Genomic DNA, 24,859 nt, shown 5'->3' on the forward strand with positions numbered 1-24,859 from the left:
GAACTCGGCAGCGCTACCGCGCCGGGCTCAGCGGGCCGCCAGCCAGTCGGCGGTGTACGCGTCGATCTCCGCCGTGATCCGCGCCTTGCCGGCCGCGTCGAGGAAGGACGCCTCCACGGCGTTCTTGGCGAGCTCGGCGACGCCGCGCTCGTCCAGCTCCAGCAGCCGGGCGGCCACCGCGTACTCGTTGTTCAGGTCGCTGCCGAACATCGGCGGGTCGTCGCTGTTGATGGTCACCAGCACGCCCGCCGCGACCATCTCCTTGATGGGGTGCTCGTCCAGGTCGAGGACGGCGCGGGTGGCGAGGTTCGACGTGGGGCAGACCTCCAGCGGAATCCGGTTCTCCGCGAGGTGCTTGAGCAGCGCCGGATCCTGTGTGGCGCTGGTGCCGTGGCCGATGCGCTCGGCGCGCAGGTCGTTCAGCGCGTCCCAGATGGTCTGCGGACCGGTCGTCTCGCCGGCGTGCGGCACGGAGTGCAGGCCCGCGGCGATCGCGCGGTCGAAGTACGGCTTGAACTGCGGCCGGGGCACCCCGATCTCGGGACCGCCGAGCCCGAAGGAGACCAGGCCCTCGGGGCGCAGGTCCACCGCGAGCCGCACGGTCTCCTCGGCGGCCTCGAGTCCGGCCTCGCCCGGGATGTCGAAGCACCAGCGCAGCACCACTCCGAGCTCGGCCTCGGCCGCCTTGCGGGCGTCCTCGATGGCGTCCATGAACGCCTTCTCGTCGATGCCGCGGCGGGTCGAGGAGAACGGGGTGACGGTCAGCTCGGCGTAGCGGATGTTCTGCCGCGCCATGTCGCGCGCGACCTCGAAGGTGAGCAGCCGTACGTCCTCCGGGGTGCGGACCAGGTCCACGACCGAGAGGTAGACCTCGATGAAGTGCGCGAAGTCCGTGAAGACGAAGTAGTCGGCGAGCGCGTCGGGGTCGGTCGGGACCTTCGAGTCGGGGTGGCGGGCGGCCAGCTCCGCGACGATGCGCGGCGAGGCCGAGCCGACGTGGTGGACATGGAGCTCCGCCTTGGGAAGCCCGGCGATGAAGGGGCTCAGATCGGTCATCGGGTCCTCCGTGTGCGGTAAGCCGTTCGGGTCAGGGGATCATCGTAGGCCGCCCAGGTCCGGCCTGGGACGCAGGCCGTAGCATGACCGGACGACCTGATGGGGGAGATCCATGTCTGACAATCAGGCCCAGCCGTCCGGCGGGCCGGAGCCGCGCGATCCGTGGGCCCCGCCGGCGAGCAGCGCGGCGCAGAGCAGGGTGCCGCTGGACAAGCCGCCGACGGACGCGCCCGCGGCCGCGCCGGGGGGCGGATCGGGTGCGGGGGTGCACGACCAGCTGACGGTGACCTCGATGCCGGGGTCGACGCCGGACGTGGGTGCGGGCGCGGTGCCGCCGCCCCCGATAGCCCCGGGCGGACCGGCCCAGCCGGCGCCCGGTCCGTACGGCTACCCCGCGGCCCCCGTGGCCCCTCAGCCCACCCCGCCGCCGGGCGGTTCCTACGGCGGTGCGTACGGGGCCGGCTACCCGGGCTACCCCGGGTACCCCTCCTACGCCCAGCCCGCCTGGCAGCCCGGCCCCGCGAACGGCATGGGCATCACCGCGCTGGTGCTCGGCATCCTGTCCGTCTGCCTGTTCTGCCTCTACGGAGTCGTCGCCGTCGTCCTCGGCGTACTGGCCCTGATCTTCGGGATCCTCGGCCGTAAGCGCGCTCAGCGCGGGGAGGCGACCAACGGCGGGATGGCGCTGGCGGGCATCATCCTCGGCACGATCGGGATCGTGATCGGCGCGGTGGTGATCGTGCTGCTGGCGTGGGGGATCACGATGGCGATCGACGAGGAGGAGAAGAGGGAGGAGCGGCGGAAGAGCCGGTACGACGACTACTCGAACACGTTGGTCGTCGAGCGGCGGGGGTAGGCGGGGCGGGGGTGGAGCGGGTGCGGGTCTCCTGCGGGGCGCTGCCCCGGACCCCGCGCCTCAATCTCCCCCCAGACTTCGTCCGGGGGGACCCCCACGGGGCTGGGTTTCGCCTCAAGCGCTGGCGGGGCTGGATTCGGGGGCTGCCCCCGGGACCCCCGCGCCTCAAGCTCCCCCAGACTTCGTCCGGGGGGACCCCCACGGGGCTGGGTTGCGCCTCAGGCGCCGGCCGGGCTGGGTTGCGCCTCAAACGCCGGCGAGGCTGGGTGGGCCCCCAGCGTCAGCCGGGTGCCGGGGTTCGCGCCTCAGAGCTCGGCCGGGTTCAAGGGATGGCTCCTCTGTCGTCGGCCGGGCCGGTAGGCGCCCCAAGCCCCAGCCGGGCCCGAGGGGCCGCGACTCAGAACCCGGCCGCGCCCGGCGCCCCCACCCTCACGCCCCCTCCCTGAGCGCCTCTCTCGCCTCCATCAGGGCGAAGCCCAGGAGGTTCTGGCCGCGCCAGCGGGTGGGGTCCTGGGCGCGGGGGTCGTCTGCTGCCAGGCCGATGCCCCAGATGCGGTCGAGGGGGCTCGCCTCGACCAGGACGCGCTGCTGAGTGTTGAGCAGGAAGGTCCGCAGCTCCTCGTTCTGGCCGAACTTGTGGATGCTGCCCTCGCGCACGATCGCGAAGCGCTCGCGGACCCAGGTCTCGTCTTTGAAGCCGCGCACCAGGCGGCCCGCCCTCTTCGCCAGAGCCGGGTTCGGCGCCTCCAGGGCCTTCTGCTCGGCTTCCGCGTCGCCGAAGAGGCGTGCCTTGGACGCCATCATCCAGTGCTCGGCGGTGGCATAGCGCACTCCGTCGACCACGAACGGCGACGGCCACCACTGGCTGAGGCAGCTTGAGCCGATAGTGCCGTCCCGGCGCGGCGCATGGCCCCAAAAATGCAGATACTTGATGCGTTGATCCATGCTGACCTGCTTCATCAGCTCTTTCATCCCCATGCACGCGAGTCTGACATCCACCACTGACACTCCGTACGGGTATTTCCCGCGGGACGCGACACATGGTCGACCGATTCCGTTGCGTAACCAAAAGGCAACAACGGAATCACTTGTTGAGGAAGTAGCCCTCTGTCAGGATCGGCACTCAAATCGAGCGGGAACAACGGAGAGCGCCATGGGCAACCGCTTCCAGGTGCACGACCGCTTCGCGGCCGGCGCACAGTACATCGACGGGCGGCTGCGGCCCGGTTCCGCAGGACGCACACAGGACATCGTGAACCCGGCGACGGGCGAGACGGTCCACACCTATGAACTCGCAGGGGCCGCCGACGTGGACGCGGCCGTCGCCGCCGCCCGCGCGGCCTTCCCCGGCTGGGCGGGCGCGACGCCGGGCGAGCGCTCCGACGCCCTGCACGCCTTCGCCTCGGTCCTCGCCGACCAGGCCGCCGACCTCGCGTACGCCGAGTCCCTCCAGTGCGGCAAGCCCATCAAGCTGAGCACCGAGTTCGACGTGCCCGGCACCGTCGACAACACCGCCTTCTTCGCCGGCGCGGCCCGCCATCTCCAGGGGCAGTCCGCCGGCGAGTACAGCGGCGACCACACCTCGTACGTACGGCGTGAGGCGATCGGCGTCGTCGGCTCCATCGCCCCCTGGAACTATCCGCTCCAGATGGCCGCCTGGAAGGTCCTGCCGGCCATCGCCGCGGGCAACACCATCGTGCTCAAGCCCGCCGAGATCACCCCGCTGACCTCGCTGATGTTCGCGCAGGCGGCGCAGGAGGCAGGGATCCCCGACGGCGTCGTCAACGTGATCTCCGGCGCGGGGCGCGACGCGGGCGAGCACCTCGTCGGCCACCCGGACGTGGCCATGACCTCCTTCACCGGCTCCACCCCCGTCGGCAAGCGCGTCGCCGAGGTCGCCACCGCCACCGTCAAGCGCCTCCACCTGGAGCTCGGCGGCAAGGCGCCCTTCGTGGTCTTCGACGACGCCGACCTGGAGGCCGCCGTGCACGGCGCGGTCGCCGGCTCGCTCATCAACAGCGGCCAGGACTGCACCGCCGCCACCCGCGCCTACGTCCAGCGCCCGCTGTACGACGCCTTCGTCAGCGGCGTCGCCGATCTGATGGCGACCGTCCGGCTCGGCGACCCCTTCGACCCGTCGACCGACCTCGGCCCGCTGGTCTCGCACCTCCAGCGCGACCGCGTCGCGGGCTTCGTCGACCGGGCCCGGGCCTACGCCACCGTCGTCACCGGCGGCGAGGCCCCCGGGGGCAAGCTGAAGGACGGCGCGTACTACCTCCCCACCCTGATCGCCGGCGCCGCGCAGGACAGCGAGGTCGTCCAGTCCGAGATCTTCGGGCCGGTCCTCGTGGTCGTCCCCTTCGACTCCGACGACGAGGGCATCGCCCTCGCCAACGACACCCCCTACGGCCTCGCCGCCTCCGCCTGGAGCCGCGACGTCTACCGCGCCAACCGCGCCACCCGCGAGATCCAGGCGGGCTGCGTCTGGGTCAACGACCACATCCCGATCATCAGCGAGATGCCGCACGGCGGCTACCAGGCATCGGGCTTCGGAAAGGACATGTCCGTCTACTCCTTCGAGGAGTACACGCAGGTCAAGCACGTGATGTTCGACAACACAGCGGTGGCGGCCAAGGACTGGCACCGCACGATCTTCGGGGACCGATAGCCAGTAGCCGCCCGACCGGCGGCACCATCCCGAAAGGGCACAGCGCATGAAGCACAACGAGCCCGACCGCCTCTCCGCGGCCCAACTGGCCGCCGTGCGACGCAGCTTGACGAACGGGCGAGGCGCACTCTCCCGCCGCTCGCTGCTGCGTGCGTCGGGCGTCGGCGCGCTCGCGGTCGGCGGCGCCGGCATTCTGAGCGGCTGCGGCATCCCGCCCGCCAAGCGGGAGGAGGGCGCGGCGGCCTCCGACGACCACTCGGACCAGGAGAAGCAGATCAACTTCTCCAACTGGACCGAGTACATGGACATCAGCGAGGACGGCAAGACCCGTCCCACCCTCCAGGCGTTCACCAAGCGCACCGGGATCGCCGTCCGGTACACCGAGGACATCAACGACAACGTCGAGTTCTTCGGCAAGATCCAGCCGCAGCTGGCGGCCGGCCAGGACACCGGCCGCGACCTGATCAACGTCACCGACTGGCTCGCCGCCCGGATGATCCGGCTCGGCTGGGCGCAGAAGCTCGACGCCTCGCTGCTGCCGCACGCGTACGCCAACCTCTCCTCCCAGTTCCGCAGCCCCGACTGGGACCCGGGACGCGCCTACTCCTACCCCTGGACCGGCATTCCGGCCGTCATCGCCTACAACGTCAAGGCGACCAAGGGCCGCAAGGTCGACTCCATCACCCAGCTGCTGGACGACCCCACCCTCAAGGGCCGGGTCAGCCTCCTCACCGAGATGCGCGACACCGTCGGACTGACCCTGCTCGACATGGGCAAGGACCCGGCCAAGGTCGACGACGCCGACTACGACGCCGCCATCAACCGGCTCCAGAAGGCCGTCGACAAGAAGCAGATCCGCCGCTTCACCGGCAACGACTACACCTCGGACCTCGACAAGGGCGACATCGCCGCCTGTGTGGCCTGGGCCGGGGACCTCATCCAGCTCCAGGTCGACAACCCGGACGTCAAGTTCTCGATCCCGGCCGCCGGCTATATGACGGCGACCGACAACCTGCTGGTCCCGGCGAACGCCAGGCACCAGAAGAACGCCACCAGGCTGATCGACTACTACTACGAGCTCCCGGTCGCGGCCCAGCTCGCCGCGTACATCAACTACGTGAGCCCGGTCAACGGCGTCGGCCCCGAGCTCGCCAAGATCGATCCGGCTCTGGCCGCGAACCCGCTGATCATCCCGGACGCGGCCATGGCGGCCAAGTCCCACTCCTTCCGCTCGCTCAGCTCCGAGGAAGAGACGGCGTACGAAGAGAAGTTCGCCAAGCTCATCGGCGCGTAGCCCCTCGCGGCCAAGCCCCCGAGGAGCGGGGCGCCGCGCAGTTCACCGGACGAAGCCGGGCGAGCGGCGCCGCCCTCTCGGCGCCGCAGAGCCGCCACGACGTAAGCCCCTTCGCCCCCAACCCGGGAGCCATCAATGACACAGACCACCGGCGGCGACGTCCGCCTCGCTGGTATCAGCAAGACCTACGGCTCCTTCACCGCCGTACAGCCGCTCGACCTGACCATTCCGCAGGGCTCCTTCTTCGCGCTGCTGGGCGCGTCCGGCTGCGGCAAGACGACGACCCTGCGCATGATCGCCGGTCTGGAGGAGCCCACCACCGGCGCCGTGTTCCTCGGCGACACGGACGTCACCTCCCTGCCGCCGCACAAACGCCCGGTCAACACCGTCTTCCAGAGCTATGCGCTCTTCCCGCATCTCGACGTCTACGAGAACGTCGCCTTCGGGCTGCGCCGACGCGGCGTCACGTCGGTGAAGAAGCAGGTCGGCGACATGCTCGACCTCGTGGAGCTGGGCGACTTCGCCAAGCGCAAGCCGCACCAGCTCTCCGGCGGCCAGCAGCAGCGCGTCGCCGTGGCCCGCGCGCTCATCAACCACCCGCAGGTGCTGCTGCTCGACGAGCCGCTCGGCGCCCTCGACCTCAAGCTGCGCCGCCAGATGCAGCTGGAGCTCAAGCGCATCCAGACCGAGGTCGGCATCACCTTCGTGCACGTCACCCACGACCAGGAGGAGGCCATGACGATGGCCGACACGGTCGCGGTCATGAACGGCGGACGGGTCGAGCAGCTGGGCGCGCCCGCCGAGCTGTACGAGCACCCGCACACCACCTTCGTCGCCAACTTCCTGGGCACCTCCAACCTCATCGAGGCCGAGGTGGCCGAGCGGACCGGCGACGACGTGATCGTCACGGCGGCCGGGGCCAAGCTGCGGCTGCCCGCCGACCGCTGCGCCACCGAGCCCCGCACCGGCGGGAAGCTGCTGGTCGGCGTCCGTCCCGAGAAGGTCTCGCTGGCGCACGCCGCCGACGCGGGCGCCATCGCCGACGGCCGCAACACCGTCAGCGGCCGGATCGTGGACTCCAGCTTCATCGGAGTCTCCACGCAGTTCATCGTCGACAGCCCGGTCTGCCCCGAGCTGGAGGTGTACGTACAGAACATCGAGCGCGACGCGAGCCTGACCCCCGGCGCCGAGGTCGTCCTGCACTGGAACCCTGCGCACACCTTTGGACTCGACGCCGCACAGTCCATGCTTGCAGGGACGATGGGCGACGCGGGCGTGGAGACGGTCAAGGAGGGCGCATGACCGCCACCGAGACCCCGCCGGTCGCCGAGCCGGTGCTCCGCAAGCCGTCCGTGCGGCGCAAGCTCGTGCCGTACTGGCTGCTGCTGCCCGGCATCCTGTGGCTGCTGGTCTTCTTCGCCCTGCCGCTGGTCTACCAGGCGTCGACCTCCGTGCAGACCGGCTCTCTGGAGCAGGGCTTCGAGGTCACCTGGCACTTCCAGACCTACTGGGACGCCATCGCCGAGTACTACCCGCACTTCCTGCGGTCCCTGCTGTACGCGGGCACCGCCACCGTCCTGTGTCTGCTGCTGGGCTATCCGCTCGCCTATCTGATCGCCTTCAAGGCGGGCCGCTGGCGCAATCTGCTGCTCGTCCTGGTCATCGCGCCGTTCTTCACCAGCTTCCTGATCCGCACCCTCGCCTGGAAGACGATCCTCGCGGACGGCGGACCGGTGGTGGAGGTCCTCAACACCATCGGCTTCCTCGACGTCACCAGCTGGCTCGGGATGACCGAGGGCGACCGGGTGCTCGCCACGCCGCTGGCGGTGGTCACCGGTCTGACGTACAACTTCCTGCCGTTCATGGTGCTTCCGCTGTACACCTCGCTGGAGCGGATCGACCCGCGCCTGCACGAGGCGGCCGGCGATCTGTACGCCAAGCCGAGGACGGTCTTCCGCAGGGTGACCTTCCCGCTCTCCATGCCGGGCGTCGTCTCCGGGACGCTGCTGACCTTCATTCCGGCCAGCGGCGACTACGTGAACGCCGAACTGCTCGGCTCCACCGACACGCGCATGGTCGGCAACGTCATCCAGTCGCAGTTCCTGCGGGTGCTCGACTACCCGACCGCGGCCGCGCTGTCCTTCATCCTCATGGCGGTCGTTCTGATCATGGTGACCGTCTACATCCGCCGGGCCGGAACGGAGGATCTCGTCTGATGCGTTGGCTGAGGCGCAACTTCGTCGTGATCGTGGGCCTGCTCACGCTCGCGTATCTGATCCTGCCGAACATCGTCGTGATGGTGTTCTCGTTCAACAAGCCGGCCGGGCGGTTCAACTACCGCTGGCAGCAGTTCTCCACCGAGGCATGGACGGACCCGTGCGGCGTCGCCGACCTGTGCGGCTCGCTGACGCTCTCCCTCCAGATCGCCTTCTGGGCGACCGTCGGAGCGACGGTGCTCGGCTCGATGATCGCGTTCGCGCTGGTCCGCTACCGCTTCCGGGCGCGTGGCGCGATCAACTCGCTGATCTTCATGCCGATGGCGATGCCCGAGGTGGTCATGGCCGCATCGCTGCTGACCCTCTTCCTCAACCTGGGCGCGCAGCTGGGCTATATGACCATCCTGATCGCCCACACGATGTTCTGTCTGAGCTTCGTCGTCGTCGCCGTCAAGGCGCGCGTGATGTCGATGGACCCGCGTCTGGAGGAGGCCGCGCGCGATCTGTACGCGGGGCCTGTGCAGACGTTCCTGCGGGTCACGCTGCCGATCGCCGCCCCCGGCATCGCGGCGGGCGCGGTGCTCGCGTTCGCGCTCTCCTTCGACGACTTCATCATCACCAACTTCAACTCGGGCAGCACCGTCACCTTCCCCATGTTCGTGTGGGGCTCGGCCCAGCGCGGCACGCCCGTCCAGATCAACGTCATCGGCACGGCCATGTTCGCCATCGCCGTACTGATCGTCGTCGCCGGCCAGGTCGTCAGCAGCCGGCGGAAGCAGAAGGCACAGCCCTAGACCCCCTTGAAGGAGTGGAAACCATGGCCCCAGCTGCCATGACCTTTGCCTCATCACTCTCCGACGCCCAGCCCGTCTCCTTCTGGCTGGACGACCCCGAAAAGCCGGGCGCGCTGCCGGCGCTGACCGGCGACGAGCGCTGCGACCTCCTCGTGGTGGGCGGCGGCTACAGCGGACTGTGGACCGCGCTGCTGGCCAAGGAGCGCGACCCCGGCCGGGACGTCGTACTGATCGAGGGGCGCGAGGTGGGCTGGGCCGCCTCGGGCCGCAACGGCGGCTTCTGCGCCGCCTCCCTCACCCACGGCCTCGGCAACGGACTCGCCCGCTGGCCGGGCGAGCTCGTCAAGCTGGAGGAGCTCGGCGCGCGCAACCTCGACGCCATCGAGGCGGCGGTCGCCGCGTACGGCATCGACTGCGACTTCGAGCGCACCGGCGAGATCGACGTCGCCACCGAGCCGTACCAGGTCGACGAGATCCGCGAGATGTACGAGCAGGCGACCGAGCTCGGCTTCACCGGCCTCGAACTCCTCGACCAGGACCAGGTGCGCGCCGAGGTGAACTCGCCGACCTTCCTCGGCGGCCTGTGGGACCGCCGGGGGGTCGCCATGCTGCACCCGGCCAAGCTCGCCTGGGGCCTCAAGCAGGCCTGCCTGGATCTGGGCGTGCGCGTCTACGAGAACACCGCCGGCCTCGAGCTCGCCGACTCCGGCGCGCAGACGGTCGTGCGCACGCCGTACGGCAGGGTCTTCGCCGAGCGGGTCGCACTCGGCACCAACGTCTTCCCCTCGCTGGTCAAGCGGGTGCGTCCGTACACCGTCCCGGTCTACGACTACGCGCTGACGACCGAGCCGCTGAGCGCCGAGCAGCTGGCCTCGATCGGCTGGCAGAGCCGGCAGGGGCTCGGCGACGTCGCCAACCAGTTCCACTACTTCCGTATCACCGCCGACCACCGCATCCTCTGGGGCGGCTACGACGCGATCTATCCGTACGGCGGCAGAGTCAGCGCCGAGATGGACCACCGGCCGGAGACGTATCTGAAGCTCGCCGGCCATTTCTTCGCCTGCTTCCCCCAGCTGGAGGGCCTGCGCTTCAGCCATGCCTGGGGCGGCGCGATCGACACCTGCTCGCGGTTCTCCGCCTTCTTCGGCGCCGCCCACGGCGGCCGGGTCGCCTACGCGGCCGGGTACACCGGGCTCGGCGTCGGCGCGACCCGCTTCGGCGCGGAGGTGATGCTCGACCTGCTGTCCGGCGAGCAGACCGAGCGCACGGAGCTGGAGATGGTGCGCAAGAAGCCCCTGCCGTTCCCGCCCGAGCCGCTCGCCTGGGCCGGCATCGAGTTCACCAAGCGGTCCCTGGCCAGGGCGGACGCCAACGCCGGGCGGCGCAATGTGTGGCTGAAGGCGATGGACCGGCTCGGCCTCGGCTTCGACAGCTAGCCGCGGCCGGCGCTGCGCGGGCTGACGACCTTCAGTCAGCGGCAGTCGTCGAAGAGCAGGGAGTTGTCGAAGAACGTCGACGCGAATGGCTCGAGCAGGCCAGGAGCAGCATCCCGCACAGGCACCAACTGCCCACCACGTCGAGAGGCCAGTGGTAGCCGCGCAGCACCAGCCCGATGCCCGTCGCCGCCGTCAGCAGCACGGCGACGGGCATCAGCCGTCTGCCCAGCGCTCCGCCGACGAGCAGGGCGGCGCCGACGTACGCCACCATCGCGGTCGCCGCGTGCCCCGAGGGGTAGTAGCCGGTCTCGGCGGTCAGCGGGCCCACCCGGTCCACCCACGCCTTGAGCGGGGCGACCAGCGCCGGGACGAGCGCCATGGCCAGCGCGAACGCCAGCGCGTCGCGGCGGCACCGTCGCCACACCGCGTACCCGATCGCCGCCGCGAGCACCGGCAGCGCGACGGCCAGGTTGCCGAGGTCGGCGAAGAGCTCCGCCAGAGGGACCGGTCCGCGCCCGATCGCCGCCCGGCCGGCGCGCTCGTCCAGGGCGCGCAGCGGACCGTCGGCGGCCGTCTGCCAGGTGATCAGCGCGAAGAGAACGGCGCACAGCGCCAGCAGGGAAAGAGAGAGGAGAAAAGGAGGAGCCGGCCTTCCCGGAACAGGGGGGGTGGTTCCGAGAAGGCCGGCCGGACCGGTGTGCCGCGCGCCCCGGGGGGTTTGGGGCGGGCGGCCATCCGATCGGTGAGGAGTTCCGGAGCCATGGGCTCCAGTGGTGTGCGCGAGGGCACGACCAAGACGAGGCTGGGGAGGCTCCGCCCTGGGGTCGCTCGCAGTCCCCTGCGAGCGGGGTGTTTCTCTCATCTGCAGAAACCGTACGGCAGGGGCTGGGGGACCGACAGGCGGATCTCCATCCCGCCATCGGCCCCCCACAGCTTCTTCACAGGCCCTCACCGTTCACTCGGTCAGACGTTCGCGAGCGCCTGCTCGATGATGTCCAGACCCTCGTTGAGCAGGTCCTCGCCGATCACCAGCGGGGGCAGGAAGCGCAGCACGTTGCCGTAGGTGCCGCAGGTCAGGATGATCAGACCCTCGGCGTGGCACGCCTTGGCCAGCGCGGCGGTCGCCTCCGGGTTCGGCGTCTTGGCGGCGCGGTCCTTGACCAGCTCGATCGCGATCATCGCGCCGCGGCCGCGGATGTCGCCGATGATGTCGAACTTCTCCTGCATCGCGGCGAGGCGGCCCTTCATGACCTCCTCGATGCGCTTGGCCTTGGCGTTGAGGTCGAGCTCCTTCATCGTCTCGATGGAGCCCAGCGCGGCGGCGCAGGCCACCGGGTTGCCGCCGTAGGTGCCGCCGAGGCCGCCCGCGTGCGCGGCGTCCATGATCTCGGCGCGGCCCGTGACGGCGGCGAGCGGGAGGCCGCCGGCGATGCCCTTGGCGGTGGTGATCAGGTCGGGGACGACGCCCTCGTCCTCGCAGGCGAACCACTGGCCGGTGCGGCAGAAGCCGGACTGGATCTCGTCGGCGACGAAGACGATGCCGTTGTCCTTGGCGAACTGCGAGATCGCGGGCAGGAAGCCCTTGGCGGGCTCGATGAAGCCGCCCTCGCCGAGGACCGGCTCGATGATGATCGCGGCGACGTTCTCCGCGCCGACCTGCTTGGAGATCTGGTCGATGGCCTGGGCGGCGGCCTCGGGGCCGCAGTTCTCCGGGCCGGTCGGCCAGCGGTAGCCGTAGGCGACCGGGACGCGGTAGACCTCGGGCGCGAACGGGCCGAAGCCGTGCTTGTACGGCATGTTCTTGGCGGTCAGCGCCATCGTGAGGTTGGTGCGGCCGTGGTAGCCGTGGTCGAAGACGACGACGGCCTGGCGCTTGGTGTGCGCACGGGCGATCTTGACCGCGTTCTCGACGGCCTCGGCGCCGGAGTTGAACAGCGCGGACTTCTTCGCGTGGTCGCCCGGGGTCAGCTCGGCGAGCGCCTCGCAGACCTCGACGTACCCCTCGTACGGCGTGACCATGAAACAGGTGTGGGTGAAGTCCGCCAGCTGCGCGGACGCACGGCGTACGACGGCCTCGGCGGACGCGCCCACCGAGGTCACGGCGATGCCGGAGCCGAAGTCGATCAGGCGGTTGCCGTCGATGTCCTCGATGATGCCGCCGCCCGCGCGGGCCGTGAAGACGGGAAGCACGGAGCCCACGCCGCCGGCCACCGCGTTGAGGCGGCGGGCCTGCAGCTCCTGCGACTTCGGGCCGGGGATGGCGGTGACGACGCGGCGCTCCTGCGGGATTGCGGTCATGAGGGGCTCCTGGGGGTGGGTGAAACGGACGCTGCTTCTCTTTCTCCGCAGGCTAGGCGCGGGGACAAGGCCCGGGCATGCTCCGTTCGGGAGTATTGGGGGCGTGTCGTTGTCCCCGACGGACAACGGCGCTCGGGGCGGTGGTGAGCCAGGCGTGCGGGGGGCGCTGTGCCTCCGGCGGGGACAACGGGCCAGGACGCGGTAGAACACCGCCGCCGAGGGGGCGCGCATCACCGAACTCCCATAGCCGTGGCACTAGATTGACGGGTGCACAGAGCGGGCCTGGCTGGTCAGGGGGCAGCGGTTTCATGGAATCCGAAGGCACATTCGATGCACGCGGCACGGGACGCGGGTCCGGGGCGTCCGGAGCGGCGGGCGCGGCCTCGACGTCCGGGGCCGCGGGGGCCGGACACGCGCCCGACGCGCACGGCCCGTCCGTGCCACGCCCCGCCGGGCCGCCGCCCGGCCCGCCGCCCTCCGTGCCGTTCGGGACCCCCGCGCTGCCTGAGCACGCGCCGGTCACCCGGCCCGCCGTCGTCGAGTGGCTGCGCACCCCGCGGCCCGCGGCAGCCCCCGGCATCTGGCGGCTCGGCCACCGCGAGCGGCCGCTGGAGGCGCCGGACGTCGTGCCCGCCCGCCAGCTGTTCAGCGGGGCCTTCATCGCCTATCTCTGCGGCTGGCTGCTGTGGTCGCTGCTGTGGAACGGCTATCTGAGCGGTTGGTGGATCTTCGTCAAGGACTGGTGGCTGCTGCCGATGCTGTGGCTGGTCCCGGACGACTGGAAGGCCCCGGGCAGCGACGACGCGGAGCTCTTCGTCGCCGCGATCTACGTCTACTACGCACTCGTCCTGGTGCTGCTCGCCGTCGGCTTCGGGCGGATCGGCAACTGGCGCGAGGTCTGGCAGCGCTACGGAGTGCCCGTATGGCCGCTCTTCGTGCTGCTGCCCGGCGTGTGGCGCGACATGCCCCGCACCGTCACCTGGACCACCTGGGTGTCCAATATCTACTACGTGCTGCTCGTGGCCGCCGTGATCGCGGCCGTGGGACGCATCGGCTCATGGCCTCCCGTACGGCGCCGACTGGGCGCCGCCGAGCCCGCGACAGCGCCGCAGCCTCCCTCCGAGGCCGACCCCGCCGACTGGCCCGAGCTGCGCGCCGCCGGTCTGGGCGCGGCCGCCGACCGGCTCGCCGACGCCACGGCACGCGGAACGCTCGGGGACGTGGACTACGCCCGGATCCGACGCGCCTGGCAGGGGGTGCACGCCAGGCCCGAGCGGCTGGCCGCCTTCGCCGAGACCGTCCGCAAGCACGGCGCGGCCGCCTGCGCCCACCCGTCGGGCGTGCGGGACCTGCCCGTGCGCAGCGCGACCCACGACCTCGCCACCGCACAGGTCAAGATCGGCACCGCGGTCGACGACCCGCGCAATCCCTACGCACGCCGCACCACCGGCGTCGCCCTGGAGCCCGCGCTGCTGGGGACCTCGCTGCTCGCCGTCGGACCCTCCGGGGCCGGCAAGAGCGTGCGGCTGGTACGTCCCGTCGTCGAGTCCCTGTGCCTCCAGGCCCTCGCCAACCGCGCCGCCGTCGTCGCCGTCACCCCGCAGGGCGCGGCCGCAGCCCCCGACGACGACTTCGACCTCGTCGTCTCCGTAGGCCGCGCCGACTCCACCCACGACCTCGACCTGTACGGCGGCGCCGACGACCCCGACGAGGCCGCCCGGATGCTGGCCGAGGCGCTCGTCGGCGACCTCGCCGCCACGCTCCCCGGCGGCGACAGCCGGCGCGCGGCCACCGCGCTGGCCCAGCTCATCGGCCCGTACGACTGCGTCCACGGCCGCTTCCCCGCCGTGCCCGAGCTGCGCGAGCTGCTCAGCGGCGCACCGGCCGCCGTCGGCGCGCTGCGCACCGCCCTGGAGGCCTCCGACGATCCCGGAGCGGCCGCCCAGCTGCGCGAACTGGACGCCCGGGAGCGCCAGTCCGCGCGCGGCGACGACATCGGCGTGCTGCTCGCCGAGCGGATCGCCTTCCTCGACCGGCCCGCGTTCGCGCACTTCTTCCGCACCGACGGCGGCGGACGGCAGTTCTCGCTGCGCGCCATCGAGCATCCGCTGCGGGTCCGCGTCGACCTGCCCGAGCGCGGCCACGCCGAGGCCTCGCGGATCGTCGCGAGGCTGGTGCTCGCCCAGTTCACCGAGGCCGCGCTCACCCGCTCCGACCGGTCGCTGTTCGCCGCGCTGGTCCTCGACGACGCGACGTACACCGTCACCGCCGACTCGGTGCGCGCGATGCAGCGGCTGCGCTCCGCCAACGCGGGCGTGGTGCTGGCGCTGCGCACCCTGGAGGACGTGCCCGAGCCGCTGCGCGGGCCGCTGCTGGGCGCGGTCGGCTGCCGGATGGCGTTCGCCGGGCTCGCTCCCTGGGACGGCGGCCGGTTCGCCGAGACCTGGGGCACCGAATGGGTGCAGACCCGGGACGTCACCAACCGGCAGATCATCTCCGACGAGCCGCTGACCAAGGCGCTGCACCTGATGCGCAGGCTGGTCACCGGCAAGGCGGCGACGGCCGAGGCCGTGACCGTGCGGGAGGTCGAGCGCGCCCGCTGGTCCGCCTCCGACCTGGCGCACGGGGTGCCCGCCGGGCATGCGGTGCTCTCGCTGACGAGCGTACGAGGGGAGCACGCGCCGCCCCTGCTGGTCGATCTGCGGACCTGAGGAGACCCGGTCGGGCGGGGGGCCGGAGGCGGGGCGTGCGGGGGAGAGGGCGCCGGGCCGGGGCCCGCACTGCTACGCGATGGCAGAATCGACGTAGGCCGTTCATACGGGACGGCGAAATCCTCGCCCTGGAGGGCGGCGAAAACCTCGTCCCGTAGGCGGCGAAGACCCGTCCCGCAGGACGGCGACACCTCGTCCCACAAGACGGCGCACCACTCGCGCTTCTGCCTCCGCACCTCGCTCGAAGGGCCCCCGGTCCCCATGCCGCCCACGCTCGCCTCGCTCGTCCAGCACTCGGCGCTCAAACTCACCGTGCGCGCCGGGGAGGACCGGCTCGAGACCCCCGTGCGCTGGGCGCACGTCAGCGAGCTCGCCGACCCCGTCCCGTACATGGAGGGCGGCGAGCTGCTGCTCGTCACCGCCATGACCCTGGACGCCGAGGACCGCGAGGCCATGCGCCGCTATGTGCGGCGGCTGGTCGGCGCCGGGGTGGTCGGGCTCGGCTTCGCGGTCGGCGTCTACTACGAGGACGTCCCCGACGCGCTCGTCGAGGCGGCGAAGGAGGAGGGGCTCCCGCTGCTCGCCGTCCCGCGCCGCACGCCCTTCCTCGCGATCAGCAAGGCCGTCTCGGCCGCGAACGCCGCCGACCAGTACCGCGCGGTGACCGCAGGATTCGAGGCCCAGCGCGAGCTGACGCGCGCCGCGCTCGCCGAGGGCCCGGACGGGGTGGTCGTCCGCCTCGCCGCCCATGTCGACGGCTGGGCGGCGCTGTACGACGCGTCCGGCGCCGTCGTCGCCGCCTCCCCGGAGTGGGCCGCCCGCCGGGCCGCACGGCTGAGCGGCGACGTGGAGCGGCTGCGGGAGCGGTCCGCGCCCGCCAGCGCGGTCGTCGGCGACACGGACGACGACCGGGTCGAGCTGCAGTCCCTGGGCACCGGCCGCCGGGTCCGCGGCGCGCTGGCCGTCGGCACGGGCGCGCCGCTGGGCACCGCCGAGCGGTACGCCGTGCACTCCGCCGTCGCCCTGCTGACGCTGACCACCGAGCGCTCGCGCTCCCTCCAGGCCGCCGAGCAGCGGCTCGGCGCCGCGGTGCTGCGGATGCTGCTCTCCGGCCAGCAGGACCACGCCCGCGCGGTCGCAGGCGATCTGTACGGAGGGCTGCTCGACGCCCCCTTCCGGCTGCTGATCGCCGAGCCCGCCTCCGAGCCGGACCCCGCGGCCGAAGCCCCGCTGCACGCGTTCGCCGAGGCCATGGAGTCGGCGGCGGCGCGGGCCGGCGAGGCCGTGCTGGTCGTGCCGGACAGCGACGAGCGGCAGGTCGTGCTCGCCGCCGACGGCGGGGCGGTCGTCGCGGCCTGCGCCGCCGAGTACGGCGCGAAGGAGGCCGAGGACGCCGCGATCGTCGTCGGGCTTTCCGCGCCGACGGGCCCCATAGCCGCTGCGGGCGCGTACAAGCAGGCCGAGCAGGCCCTCTCGGTCGCCCGGCGCCGCGGCCGCGCCCTGGTCGAGCACGAGGAGCTGGCCGCGGGCTCGATCCTGCCGCTGCTCGCGGACGACGCGGTGCGCGCGTTCGCCGACGGCATGCTGCGCGCGCTGTACGAGCACGACGCGACCGGCCGCGGCGACCTCGTCGCCTCCCTGCACGCCTGGCTCTCCCGCCACGGCCAGTGGGACGCCGCCGCCGCCGACCTCGGCGTGCACCGGCACACGCTGCGCTACCGGATGCGCAGGGTCGAGGAGATCCTGGGCCGCTCCCTGGACGATCCGGACGTGCGGATGGAGCTGTGGCTGGCGCTGAAGACGACGTCGGCGACGACGCAGGAGTAGCCGCGGGGGGCGTGCGTACGACAAGCGGGGGGCGCGCGTACGACAAATGGGCGCGGCCCCGGTTTCCTACGCTCCATCGCGGACAACCACACAGACGGCTCGGCGGTCCTACGGTGGGGCCAGACAACCCCACTACTTCGGAAGGGCCGGGGACTGATGACTTCCACCCACGCCTTCTGGCTCGCCGGCCGTCAGGCGACCGGCGAGACCGCCTTCGACGTCACCTCCCCCTGGGACGGCCGGCTCGTCGGACAGGTCTCCGTCCCCACCGAGGCGCAGGTCGAGGAGGCCGTCGCGGCCGCCCACGCCGTACGGGACGAGTTCGCCGCCACCCCGGCGCATGTGCGCGCCGCCGCCCTCGACCATGTGTCCCGGCGCCTGGCCGAGCGCACCGAGGAGATCGCCCAGCTGATCTCCGCCGAGAACGGCAAGCCGATCAAGTGGGCCCGCGGCGAGGTCGGCCGGGCCGTGTCCGTCTTCCGCTTCGCGGCCGAGGAGGCCCGTCGCTTCAACGGCGGCGAGGCCCAGCGCCTGGACACCGACGCCGGCGGCCAGGGCCGCCTCGCGCTCACCCGCCGCTTCCCCAAGGGCACGGTTCTGGGCATCGCGCCGTTCAACTTCCCGCTGAACCTGTGCGCGCACAAGATCGCCCCGGCCATCGCGGTCGGCGCGCCGATCATCCTCAAGCCCGCCCCGGCGACCCCGCTCTCCGGCCTGGTCCTCGGCGAGCTGCTCGCCGAGACCGAGCTGCCGGCCGGCTCCTGGTCCGTGCTCCCGGTCCCGAACGACCAGATGCCCGCCCTGGTCCAGGACGAGCGGCTGCCGGTCATCTCCTTCACCGGCTCGGACAAGGTCGGCTACGCGATCATGGACTCCGTGCCGCGCAAGCACTGCACCCTGGAGCTCGGCGGCAACGGCGCGGCCGTCGTCCTGCCCGACTTCTCCAGCGAGAAGGACCTGGACTGGGCGGCGACCCGCATCGCTGCCTTCTCCAACTACCAGGGCGGCCAGTCCTGCATCTCCGTGCAGCGCGTGATCGCCGACGCGTCGGTGTACGACCGCCTGCTGCCGAAGATCGTCGCGGCCGTCGAGGCCCAGGTCACCGGCGATCCGTCCGACTCCGCCACCGACGTCGGCCCGCTGGTCAGCGAGGACGCCGCCAAGCGCGTCGAGACCTGGGTGGACGAGGCCGTGCAGGCCGGCGCCAAGCTGCTCGCGGGCGGCAAGCGCGACGGCGCGTCCTACGCGCCCACCGTCCTCGCCGACGTCCCCGCCGAGACCACCCTCGCCTGCGAGGAGGTCTTCGGACCGGTCCTGACGGTGACGAAGGTCGACGGCGAGGCCGAGGCGTTCGCCGCGGTCAACGACTCCAAGTACGGCCTGCAGGCGGGCGTCTTCACGCACGACGTGCAGACCGCCTTCCGCGCCCACCGCGCGCTCGAGGTCGGCGGCGTGATCGTGGGCGACGTGCCCTCGTACCGCGCGGACCAGATGCCGTACGGCGGCGCCAAGCAGTCCGGCGTCGGCCGCGAGGGCGTGCGCTACGCCATGGACGACTACACCTACGAGCGGGTGCTGGTCCTGACCGGCCTCGCGCTGTAGACGCCTGTACCACAGGAGAGACGGCCGGAGCCCGCTGTGCGGGGGCTCCGGCCGTCTCCGTCGCTCCACTGCCGTACGGAGACTGGTGGAGCGGCCTGGAATCGGGTAGTACGGACGAGTAGCACCGGCCGGTACGACGATCTGTGCGCACTGGCCGGACGCCCGGAATTTCCCGACTCGCGGCGAGGTGAGCCTCATGACCGCACCACTCGACAAGACCCGGCCCCCGAAGGTCACAGAGCGTGAAGCACGACAGGTCGCCGAGGCCGCGCGCGAGCAGGACTGGCGCAAGCCCAGCTTCGCGAAGGAGCTCTTCCTCGGCCGTTTCCGGCTCGACCTGATCCATCCGCATCCGCTGCCCGCCCTCGAGGACGCCCAGCGCGGCGAGGAGTTCCTCGCGAAGCTGCGGGTGTTCTGCGAGACGAAGATCGACGGCGCGCTCATCGAGCGCGAGGCCAAGATCCCGGACGAGGTGATCAACGGGATCAAGGAGCTCGGCGCGCTCGGCATGAAGATCGACATCAAGTACGGCGGCCTCGGCCTCACGCAGGTGTACTACAACAAGGCGCTGGCCCTGGTCGGCTCCGCGAGCCCCGCGCTCGGCGCGCTGCTCTCCGCGCACCAGTCGATCGGCGTGCCGCAGCCGCTGAAGATCTTCGGCACGCAGGAGCAGAAGGACGCCTTCCTCCCGCGCCTGGCCCGCACCGACATCTCCGCCTTCCTCCTCACCGAGCCCGACGTCGGCTCCGACCCGGCCCGCCTGGCCACCACGGCGGTCCCGGACGGCGACGACTACATCCTCGACGGCGTCAAGCTCTGGACCACCAACGGCGTGGTCGCCGACCTGCTGGTCGTGATGGCCCGGGTGCCGAAGTCCGAGGGCCGCAAGGGCGGGATCACCGCCTTCGTCGTCGAGGCGGCGAGCGAGGGCGTGACCGTCGAGAACCGCAACGCGTTCATGGGCCTGCGCGGCCTGGAGAACGGCGTCACCCGCTTCCACCAGGTGCGCGTCCCCGCCGCGAACCGCATCGGCGCCGAGGGCGCGGGCCTCAAGATCGCGCTCACCACGCTCAACACCGGCCGGCTCTCGCTGCCCGCGATGTGCGCGGGCGCGGGGAAGTGGTGCCTGAAGATCGCCCGCGAGTGGTCGGCGGTGCGCGAGCAGTGGGGCAAGCCGGTCGCCCAGCACGAGGCGGTCGGCGCCAAGATCTCCTTCATCGCGGCGACGACGTTCGCCCTGGAGGCCGTGCTCGACCTGTCGTCGCAGATGGCCGACGAGGACCGCAACGACATCCGCATCGAGGCGGCGCTGGCCAAGCTGTACGGCTCCGAGATGGCCTGGCTGATGGCCGACGAGCTGGTCCAGATCCGCGGCGGACGCGGCTTCGAGACCGCGGACTCGCTGGCCGCGCGCGGCGAACGGGCCGTGCCGGCCGAGCAGATGCTGCGCGACCTGCGCATCAACCGGATCTTCGAGGGCTCGACCGAGATCATGCATCTGCTGATCGCCCGCGAGGCCGTCGACGCGCACCTCGCGGTCGCCGGAGACATCATCGACCCGGACAAGCCGCTCAAGGCGAAGGCGAAGGCGGGCGCGAACGCGGCGGCCTTCTACGCCCGCTGGCTGCCCAAGCTGGTGGCGGGACCGGGTCAGCTCCCGCGCACCTACAACGAGTTCCACCCGGCCGGCCACGCGGACCTCTCGGGACACCTGCGCTACGTCGAGCGCTCGGCGCGCAAGCTGGCGCGCTCGACGTTCTACGCGATGTCCCGCTGGCAGGGCCGGATGGAGACCAAGCAGGGCTTCCTGGGCCGGATCGTCGACATCGGCGCGGAGCTCTTCGCGATGAGCGCGGCCTGCGTGCGAGCGGAGCTGCTGCGCACCTCCGAGGGCCACGGCCGCGAGGCGTACCAGCTGGCCGACGCCTTCTGCCGGCAGTCCCGCGTCCGGGTCGAGGAGCTCTTCAACCGGCTGTGGACCAACACCGACGACGTCGACCGCAAGATCGTCAAGGGCGTCCTGTCGGGCACGTACACCTGGCTGGAGGAGGGAATCGTCGACCCGAGCGGCGAGGGCCCCTGGATCGCCGACGCGACCCCGGGCCCCGCGGTCCGGGAGAACGTCCACCGGCCCATCCACTGACGCCGCCTGGGGCGCACCCGCTGGGTGCGCCCCAGGACTCCCTTCCGCGACTCCCATCTCGCCAATCTTTCCGATCGCAACGCTCTTGCCGGCGAAAGCACCCCTCGCCGTCCTCTCATGCCGCAGAATCGGACTCCGGTTCGATGATCACGGTTCGTCGACGACGGTTCACGAGAGGCGGGGCGGCGATGCACGGGGCGCGGAGGCCGGCGGAGAAGAGGTTCGGAGCGGGGAGGAGGCGCCCATGGCGCGGGGCGGCGAGCGTCGGCCTCGCCGGTGCGCTGCTCGTCGGCGCCGGCGGGTGCGGGGGCGGGGACGGCACGAGCGACCACAAGCCCACCGCCCCGGCCTCCGGCTCCGGGGCGATGACCGAGGAGCAGCTCGACGCCCTGGCATTGAGCGCCGGGGAGACGATCGGCCCATATACCGTCACGCGCACGGACGGCGTGCCGCTCGGCGACGACTACACCGCCGACCCCAGACGCTGTCAGCCCCTCGTCAGCGTCGCCGAGGGCCTCACCGCGCACGACCCGGCCGCCGAGGCGAACCGCGAGGTCGACGTCGCCGACGAGCTCCTCGGCCTCAGGGTGCTCGTCCAGCTGCGCTCGTACGAGAAGGGTCGGGCCGCCGACGTCATGAAGGGCCTCTCCACCGCCGGCGCCCGGTGCGCCGGAGGCTACTTCGAAGAGCGCGCCATCGCGAAGGCGAAGATCCTCAAGGTCGAGCCGGTCCCCGCGCCCGACCTCGGCGACGAGGCGCAGTCGTACCGCTACACCGTCCTGGACGTGAAGGGCAGGCTGCGGCTCTACGAGTATCTGACCGTCATCCGCTCCGGCTCGACGACGCTCTCCTTCCGCGCCGACTTCCTCGGCACGGAGGACATCGGCGCCGTCCCGGACGAGGTCGTCGAGGCCCAGTGGAAGAAGTTCGACGCGGGCCGCGACGGCGGCGCATAGGGGGCGCACTGTCCGGCCGGACGGCGGCAACGGCCACAATGGGGGGATGAGCGACAGCCCATCCCCCCTCGCGGACCCGCACATCGCCTTCGATCCGGCCGAAGGCCGCCGGGACGTCGTCGTCCTCGGCGCCACCGGATCCATCGGCACGCAGGCCGTCGACCTGGTTCTGCGCAACCCCGACCGCTTCCGCGTCACCGCGCTCTCCGCCGCCGGCGGACGCGTCGGACTCCTCGCCGAGCAGGCGAGGCAGCTGCGCGTCGAGGCGGTCGCGGTCGCCCGCGAGGACGCCGTCCCCGCCCTGCGCGAGGCCCTCGCGGCCCAGTACGGCGCCGAGCCCCTCCCGGAGATCCTCGCCGGCCCCGACGCCGCGACCGACCTCGCAGCCTCCCCCTGCCACACGGTGCTCAACGGCATCACCGGCTCCATCGGCCTCGCCCCCACCCTCGCGGCGCTCCGGGCCGGCCGCACCCTGGCGCTGGCCAACAAGGAGTCGCTCATCGTCGGCGGGCCGCTGGTGAAGGCCCTCGCCAAGCCCGGCCAGATCATCCCGGTCGACTCCGAGCACGCCGCCCTCTTCCAGGCGCTGGCGGCGGGGACGCGGGCCGATGTGCGCAAGCTCGTCGTCACGGCCTCCGGCGGCCCCTTCCGGGGCCGTACCCGAGCCGAGCTGGCGGGCGTCACCCCCAAGGACGCCCTCGCCCACCCCACCTGGGCCATGGGCCCGGTCATCACGATCAACTCCGCGACCCTCGTCAACAAGGGCCTCGAGGTGATCGAGGCGCATCTGCTGTACGACATCCCCTTCGACCGCATCGAGGTCGTCGTCCACCCCCAGTCGTACGTCCACTCCATGGTGGAGTTCACCGACGGCTCGACCCTGGCCCAGGCCACCCCGCCCGACATGCGCGGCCCCATCGCCATCGGCATCGGCTGGCCCGAGCGGGTCCCGGACGCGGCGCCCGCCTTCGACTGGTCGAAGGCCTCCGCCTGGGAGTTCTTCCCGCTCGACACGGAGGCGTTCCCCTCGGTGGGACTCGCCCGGAGAGTGGGGGAGCTGGGCGGGACGGCTCCGGCGGTGTTCAATGCCGCCAACGAGGAGTGCGTGGAGGCTTTTCTCGCCGGTCGGCTGCCGTTCAACGGAATCATGGATACGGTCACGGAAGTCGTCGCCGAGCACGGAGTGCCCGCCGCGGGAACCTCGCTCACGGTGGCCGACGTCCTGGAGGCCGAGACCTGGGCTCGGGCCAGGGCTCGCGAGACGGCTGCGAAATTCAGTGAAGTACGGCCGGCGGAGGCGCGCGCATGACGATTCTCTTGACGGTCCTCGGCATAGCGCTGTTCGCCGTGGGACTGCTGTTCTCCATCGCCTGGCACGAGCTGGGCCATCTCTCGACGGCCAAGCTCTTCGGCATCCGCGTGCCGCAGTACATGGTCGGCTTCGGCCCGACTCTGTGGTCGCGGCACAAGGGCGAGACGGAGTACGGCGTCAAGGCCATCCCCATGGGCGGCTACATCCGCATGATCGGGATGTTCCCGCCCGGCGAGGACGGCAAGATCGAGGCGCGCTCCACCTCGCCCTGGCGCGGGATGATCGAGGACGCCCGCTCGGCGGCCTACGAGGAGCTCCAGCCGGGCGACGAGAAGCGGCTCTTCTACACGCGCAAGCCGTGGAAGCGCGTCATCGTGATGTTCGCCGGACCGTTCATGAACCTGGTCCTCGCCGTCGCGATCTTCCTCGGCGTCGCGTTGTCCTTCGGCTTCCCGACGCAGACCACCGAGGTGGCCGGCGTCCAGAAGTGCGTCATCGCACAGAGCGAGAACCGCGGCACCTGCAAGAAGTCCGACCCGGTCTCGCCCGCCCAGGCCGCCGGCCTGAAGAAGGGCGACAAGATCGTCGCCTTCAACGGCGAGCCCGTCGCCGACTGGGCCTCGCTGTCGGACCACATCCGCGACACCATCGGCCCGGCCACGATCACGGTCGAGCGCGACGGACAGGAGCAGGTCCTCAAGGCCACCCTGGCCAAGAACATGGTGGCCCGGAAGGACTCGGACGGCGAGGTCGTCCCCGAGAAGTTCGTCGAGGCGGGCTACCTCGGATTCGAGGCCAAGACGGAGATCCTGCCGCTGACCGTGCCCCAGTCCGTGGACCGCATGGGCGACATGCTCGAGAACGGCGCCGAGTCGATCATCGCGCTGCCGGCCAAGGTCCCCGACCTGTGGAACGCGGCCTTCAGCGACGGCGAGCGCAAGGACGACTCCCCGGTCGGCGTCGTCGGCGCGGCCCGGATCAGCGGCGAGGTGCTCAACCTCGACGTCCCCACGCAGAACATCATCGCGACGTTCCTGATGCTGCTCGCGGGCTTCAACCTCTCGCTGTTCCTGTTCAACATGCTGCCGCTGCTGCCGCTCGACGGCGGCCATATCGCGGGCGCGCTGTGGGAGTCCGTACGCCGAAATGTGGCGAAGCTGTTCCGGCGCCCCGACCCGGGCCCGTTCGACGTGGCCAAGCTGATGCCGGTCGCCTATGTGGTGGCGGGGATCTTCATCTGCTTCACGCTGCTCGTGCTCGTCGCGGACATCGTCAACCCGGTGAAGATCTCATAGGCGTACGCCAAGCGAAGCGGCCGGGCGCCCTGGGTGTCCGGCCGCTCTCCTTTGGGTGGACTCACCGGGCGCGATGTGATCCCGCCCCGGCCGGTGCCGTAACCTCGAAGGCTGGAGCCCGCCGATCTCGGGACCACGATCCACACCTTGGGGTTGCACAGCAGATGACTGCAATTTCTCTCGGAATGCCGTCCGTTCCGACGAAGCTCGCCGACCGGAGGGTCAGCCGGAAGATCCAGGTCGGCTCGGTGGCGGTGGGCGGGGACGCTCCCGTGTCCGTGCAGTCGATGACGACGACCAGGACGTCGGACATCGGTGCGACGTTGCAGCAGATCGCGGAGCTGACGGCGTCGGGCTGTCAGATCGTGCGGGTGGCGTGTCCGACGCAGGACGAC

At 71.6% G+C, this 24,859-nt stretch carries 19 protein-coding genes; 15 read left to right on the forward strand and 4 right to left on the reverse strand.

From position 1 onward, the window contains the following. Positions 1 to 27: 27 nt before the first annotated feature. Positions 28 to 1,056, reverse strand: coding sequence for an adenosine deaminase (locus tag AB0M39_RS17455; RefSeq protein WP_365365094.1), 1,029 nt, complete (start codon positions 1,054 to 1,056; stop codon positions 28 to 30). 112 nt (positions 1,057 to 1,168) lie between these two features. Between AB0M39_RS17455 and AB0M39_RS17460 the strand changes: the two genes are divergently transcribed. Continuing rightward, positions 1,169 to 1,912: a DUF4190 domain-containing protein gene (locus tag AB0M39_RS17460; protein WP_365365096.1), complete on the forward strand. Its 744-nt coding sequence runs from the start codon at positions 1,169 to 1,171 to the stop codon at positions 1,910 to 1,912. Between the two features lie 429 nt (positions 1,913 to 2,341). On the opposite strand, the gene AB0M39_RS17465 is transcribed toward AB0M39_RS17460, so the two are convergent. Next, positions 2,342 to 2,890 (reverse strand): NADAR family protein, encoded by a 549-nt coding sequence (locus AB0M39_RS17465; RefSeq protein ID WP_365365098.1) that lies wholly within the window; start codon positions 2,888 to 2,890, stop codon positions 2,342 to 2,344. A gap of 175 nt (positions 2,891 to 3,065) precedes the next feature. Between AB0M39_RS17465 and AB0M39_RS17470 the strand changes: the two genes are divergently transcribed. The 6 genes from AB0M39_RS17470 (at position 3,066) to AB0M39_RS17495 (ending at position 10,320) form a co-directional block, all read left to right on the forward strand. Continuing rightward, positions 3,066 to 4,580 (forward strand): gamma-aminobutyraldehyde dehydrogenase, encoded by a 1,515-nt coding sequence (locus AB0M39_RS17470; RefSeq protein WP_365365100.1) that lies wholly within the window; start codon positions 3,066 to 3,068, stop codon positions 4,578 to 4,580. A gap of 46 nt (positions 4,581 to 4,626) precedes the next feature. Then, positions 4,627 to 5,874 carry a spermidine/putrescine ABC transporter substrate-binding protein gene (locus tag AB0M39_RS17475; RefSeq protein ID WP_365365102.1) on the forward strand — a complete coding sequence of 416 codons (1,248 nt, stop codon included), beginning with the start codon at positions 4,627 to 4,629 and terminating at the stop codon, positions 5,872 to 5,874. Positions 5,875 to 6,009: 135 nt separating this feature from the next. Then, positions 6,010 to 7,176: an ABC transporter ATP-binding protein gene (locus tag AB0M39_RS17480; protein WP_365365104.1), complete on the forward strand. Its 1,167-nt coding sequence runs from the start codon at positions 6,010 to 6,012 to the stop codon at positions 7,174 to 7,176. Further along, complete coding sequence (locus tag AB0M39_RS17485; protein WP_365365106.1) at positions 7,173 to 8,090, forward strand: ABC transporter permease; 918 nt, start codon at positions 7,173 to 7,175, stop codon at positions 8,088 to 8,090. Before AB0M39_RS17480 ends, AB0M39_RS17485 begins: the two co-directional genes overlap by 4 nt. Beyond that, on the forward strand, positions 8,090 to 8,884 hold the full coding sequence (locus AB0M39_RS17490; protein WP_365365108.1) for an ABC transporter permease: 795 nt from the start codon (positions 8,090 to 8,092) through the stop codon (positions 8,882 to 8,884). Before AB0M39_RS17485 ends, AB0M39_RS17490 begins: the two co-directional genes overlap by 1 nt. A gap of 23 nt (positions 8,885 to 8,907) precedes the next feature. Then, positions 8,908 to 10,320: an FAD-dependent oxidoreductase gene (locus AB0M39_RS17495; protein WP_365365110.1), complete on the forward strand. Its 1,413-nt coding sequence runs from the start codon at positions 8,908 to 8,910 to the stop codon at positions 10,318 to 10,320. Between the two features lie 31 nt (positions 10,321 to 10,351). On the opposite strand, the gene AB0M39_RS17500 is transcribed toward AB0M39_RS17495, so the two are convergent. Continuing rightward, on the reverse strand, positions 10,352 to 11,182 hold the full coding sequence (locus tag AB0M39_RS17500) for a phosphatase PAP2 family protein (RefSeq protein ID WP_365365112.1): 831 nt from the start codon (positions 11,180 to 11,182) through the stop codon (positions 10,352 to 10,354). 101 nt (positions 11,183 to 11,283) lie between these two features. Continuing rightward, on the reverse strand, positions 11,284 to 12,618 hold the full coding sequence (gabT, locus tag AB0M39_RS17505) for a 4-aminobutyrate--2-oxoglutarate transaminase (protein WP_365365114.1): 1,335 nt from the start codon (positions 12,616 to 12,618) through the stop codon (positions 11,284 to 11,286). A 308-nt stretch (positions 12,619 to 12,926) separates the two neighbouring features. On the opposite strand from gabT, the gene AB0M39_RS17510 reads away from it, so the two are divergent. The 8 genes from AB0M39_RS17510 to AB0M39_RS17545 form a co-directional block, all read left to right on the forward strand. Then, positions 12,927 to 15,329 carry an ATP/GTP-binding protein gene (locus tag AB0M39_RS17510; protein ID WP_365365117.1) on the forward strand — a complete coding sequence of 801 codons (2,403 nt, stop codon included), beginning with the start codon at positions 12,927 to 12,929 and terminating at the stop codon, positions 15,327 to 15,329. A 261-nt stretch (positions 15,330 to 15,590) separates the two neighbouring features. After that, positions 15,591 to 17,156: a PucR family transcriptional regulator gene (locus AB0M39_RS17515; protein ID WP_365365119.1), complete on the forward strand. Its 1,566-nt coding sequence runs from the start codon at positions 15,591 to 15,593 to the stop codon at positions 17,154 to 17,156. Between the two features lie 156 nt (positions 17,157 to 17,312). Next, the gene (locus AB0M39_RS17520) at positions 17,313 to 18,758 is read left to right on the forward strand and encodes an aldehyde dehydrogenase family protein (protein ID WP_365365121.1); all 1,446 of its coding nucleotides are present in this window, start codon (positions 17,313 to 17,315) and stop codon (positions 18,756 to 18,758) included. A gap of 196 nt (positions 18,759 to 18,954) precedes the next feature. Beyond that, the gene (locus AB0M39_RS17525; RefSeq protein ID WP_365365124.1) at positions 18,955 to 20,901 is read left to right on the forward strand and encodes an acyl-CoA dehydrogenase family protein; all 1,947 of its coding nucleotides are present in this window, start codon (positions 18,955 to 18,957) and stop codon (positions 20,899 to 20,901) included. A gap of 188 nt (positions 20,902 to 21,089) precedes the next feature. Continuing rightward, on the forward strand, positions 21,090 to 21,857 hold the full coding sequence (locus AB0M39_RS17530) for a hypothetical protein (RefSeq protein ID WP_365365126.1): 768 nt from the start codon (positions 21,090 to 21,092) through the stop codon (positions 21,855 to 21,857). Between the two features lie 46 nt (positions 21,858 to 21,903). Further along, positions 21,904 to 23,166 carry a 1-deoxy-D-xylulose-5-phosphate reductoisomerase gene (dxr, locus tag AB0M39_RS17535; RefSeq protein WP_365365128.1) on the forward strand — a complete coding sequence of 421 codons (1,263 nt, stop codon included), beginning with the start codon at positions 21,904 to 21,906 and terminating at the stop codon, positions 23,164 to 23,166. Next, positions 23,163 to 24,464: a site-2 protease family protein gene (locus AB0M39_RS17540; protein ID WP_365365130.1), complete on the forward strand. Its 1,302-nt coding sequence runs from the start codon at positions 23,163 to 23,165 to the stop codon at positions 24,462 to 24,464. Before dxr ends, AB0M39_RS17540 begins: the two co-directional genes overlap by 4 nt. A 164-nt stretch (positions 24,465 to 24,628) precedes the next feature. Then, positions 24,629 to 24,859: flavodoxin-dependent (E)-4-hydroxy-3-methylbut-2-enyl-diphosphate synthase (locus AB0M39_RS17545; protein ID WP_365365132.1), on the forward strand; the 231-nt coding region annotated here is incomplete at its 3' end.

The organism is Streptomyces sp. NPDC051907, assembly GCF_040681075.1.
In the GTDB taxonomy this organism is placed as follows: Bacteria; Actinomycetota; Actinomycetes; order Streptomycetales; family Streptomycetaceae; genus Streptomyces.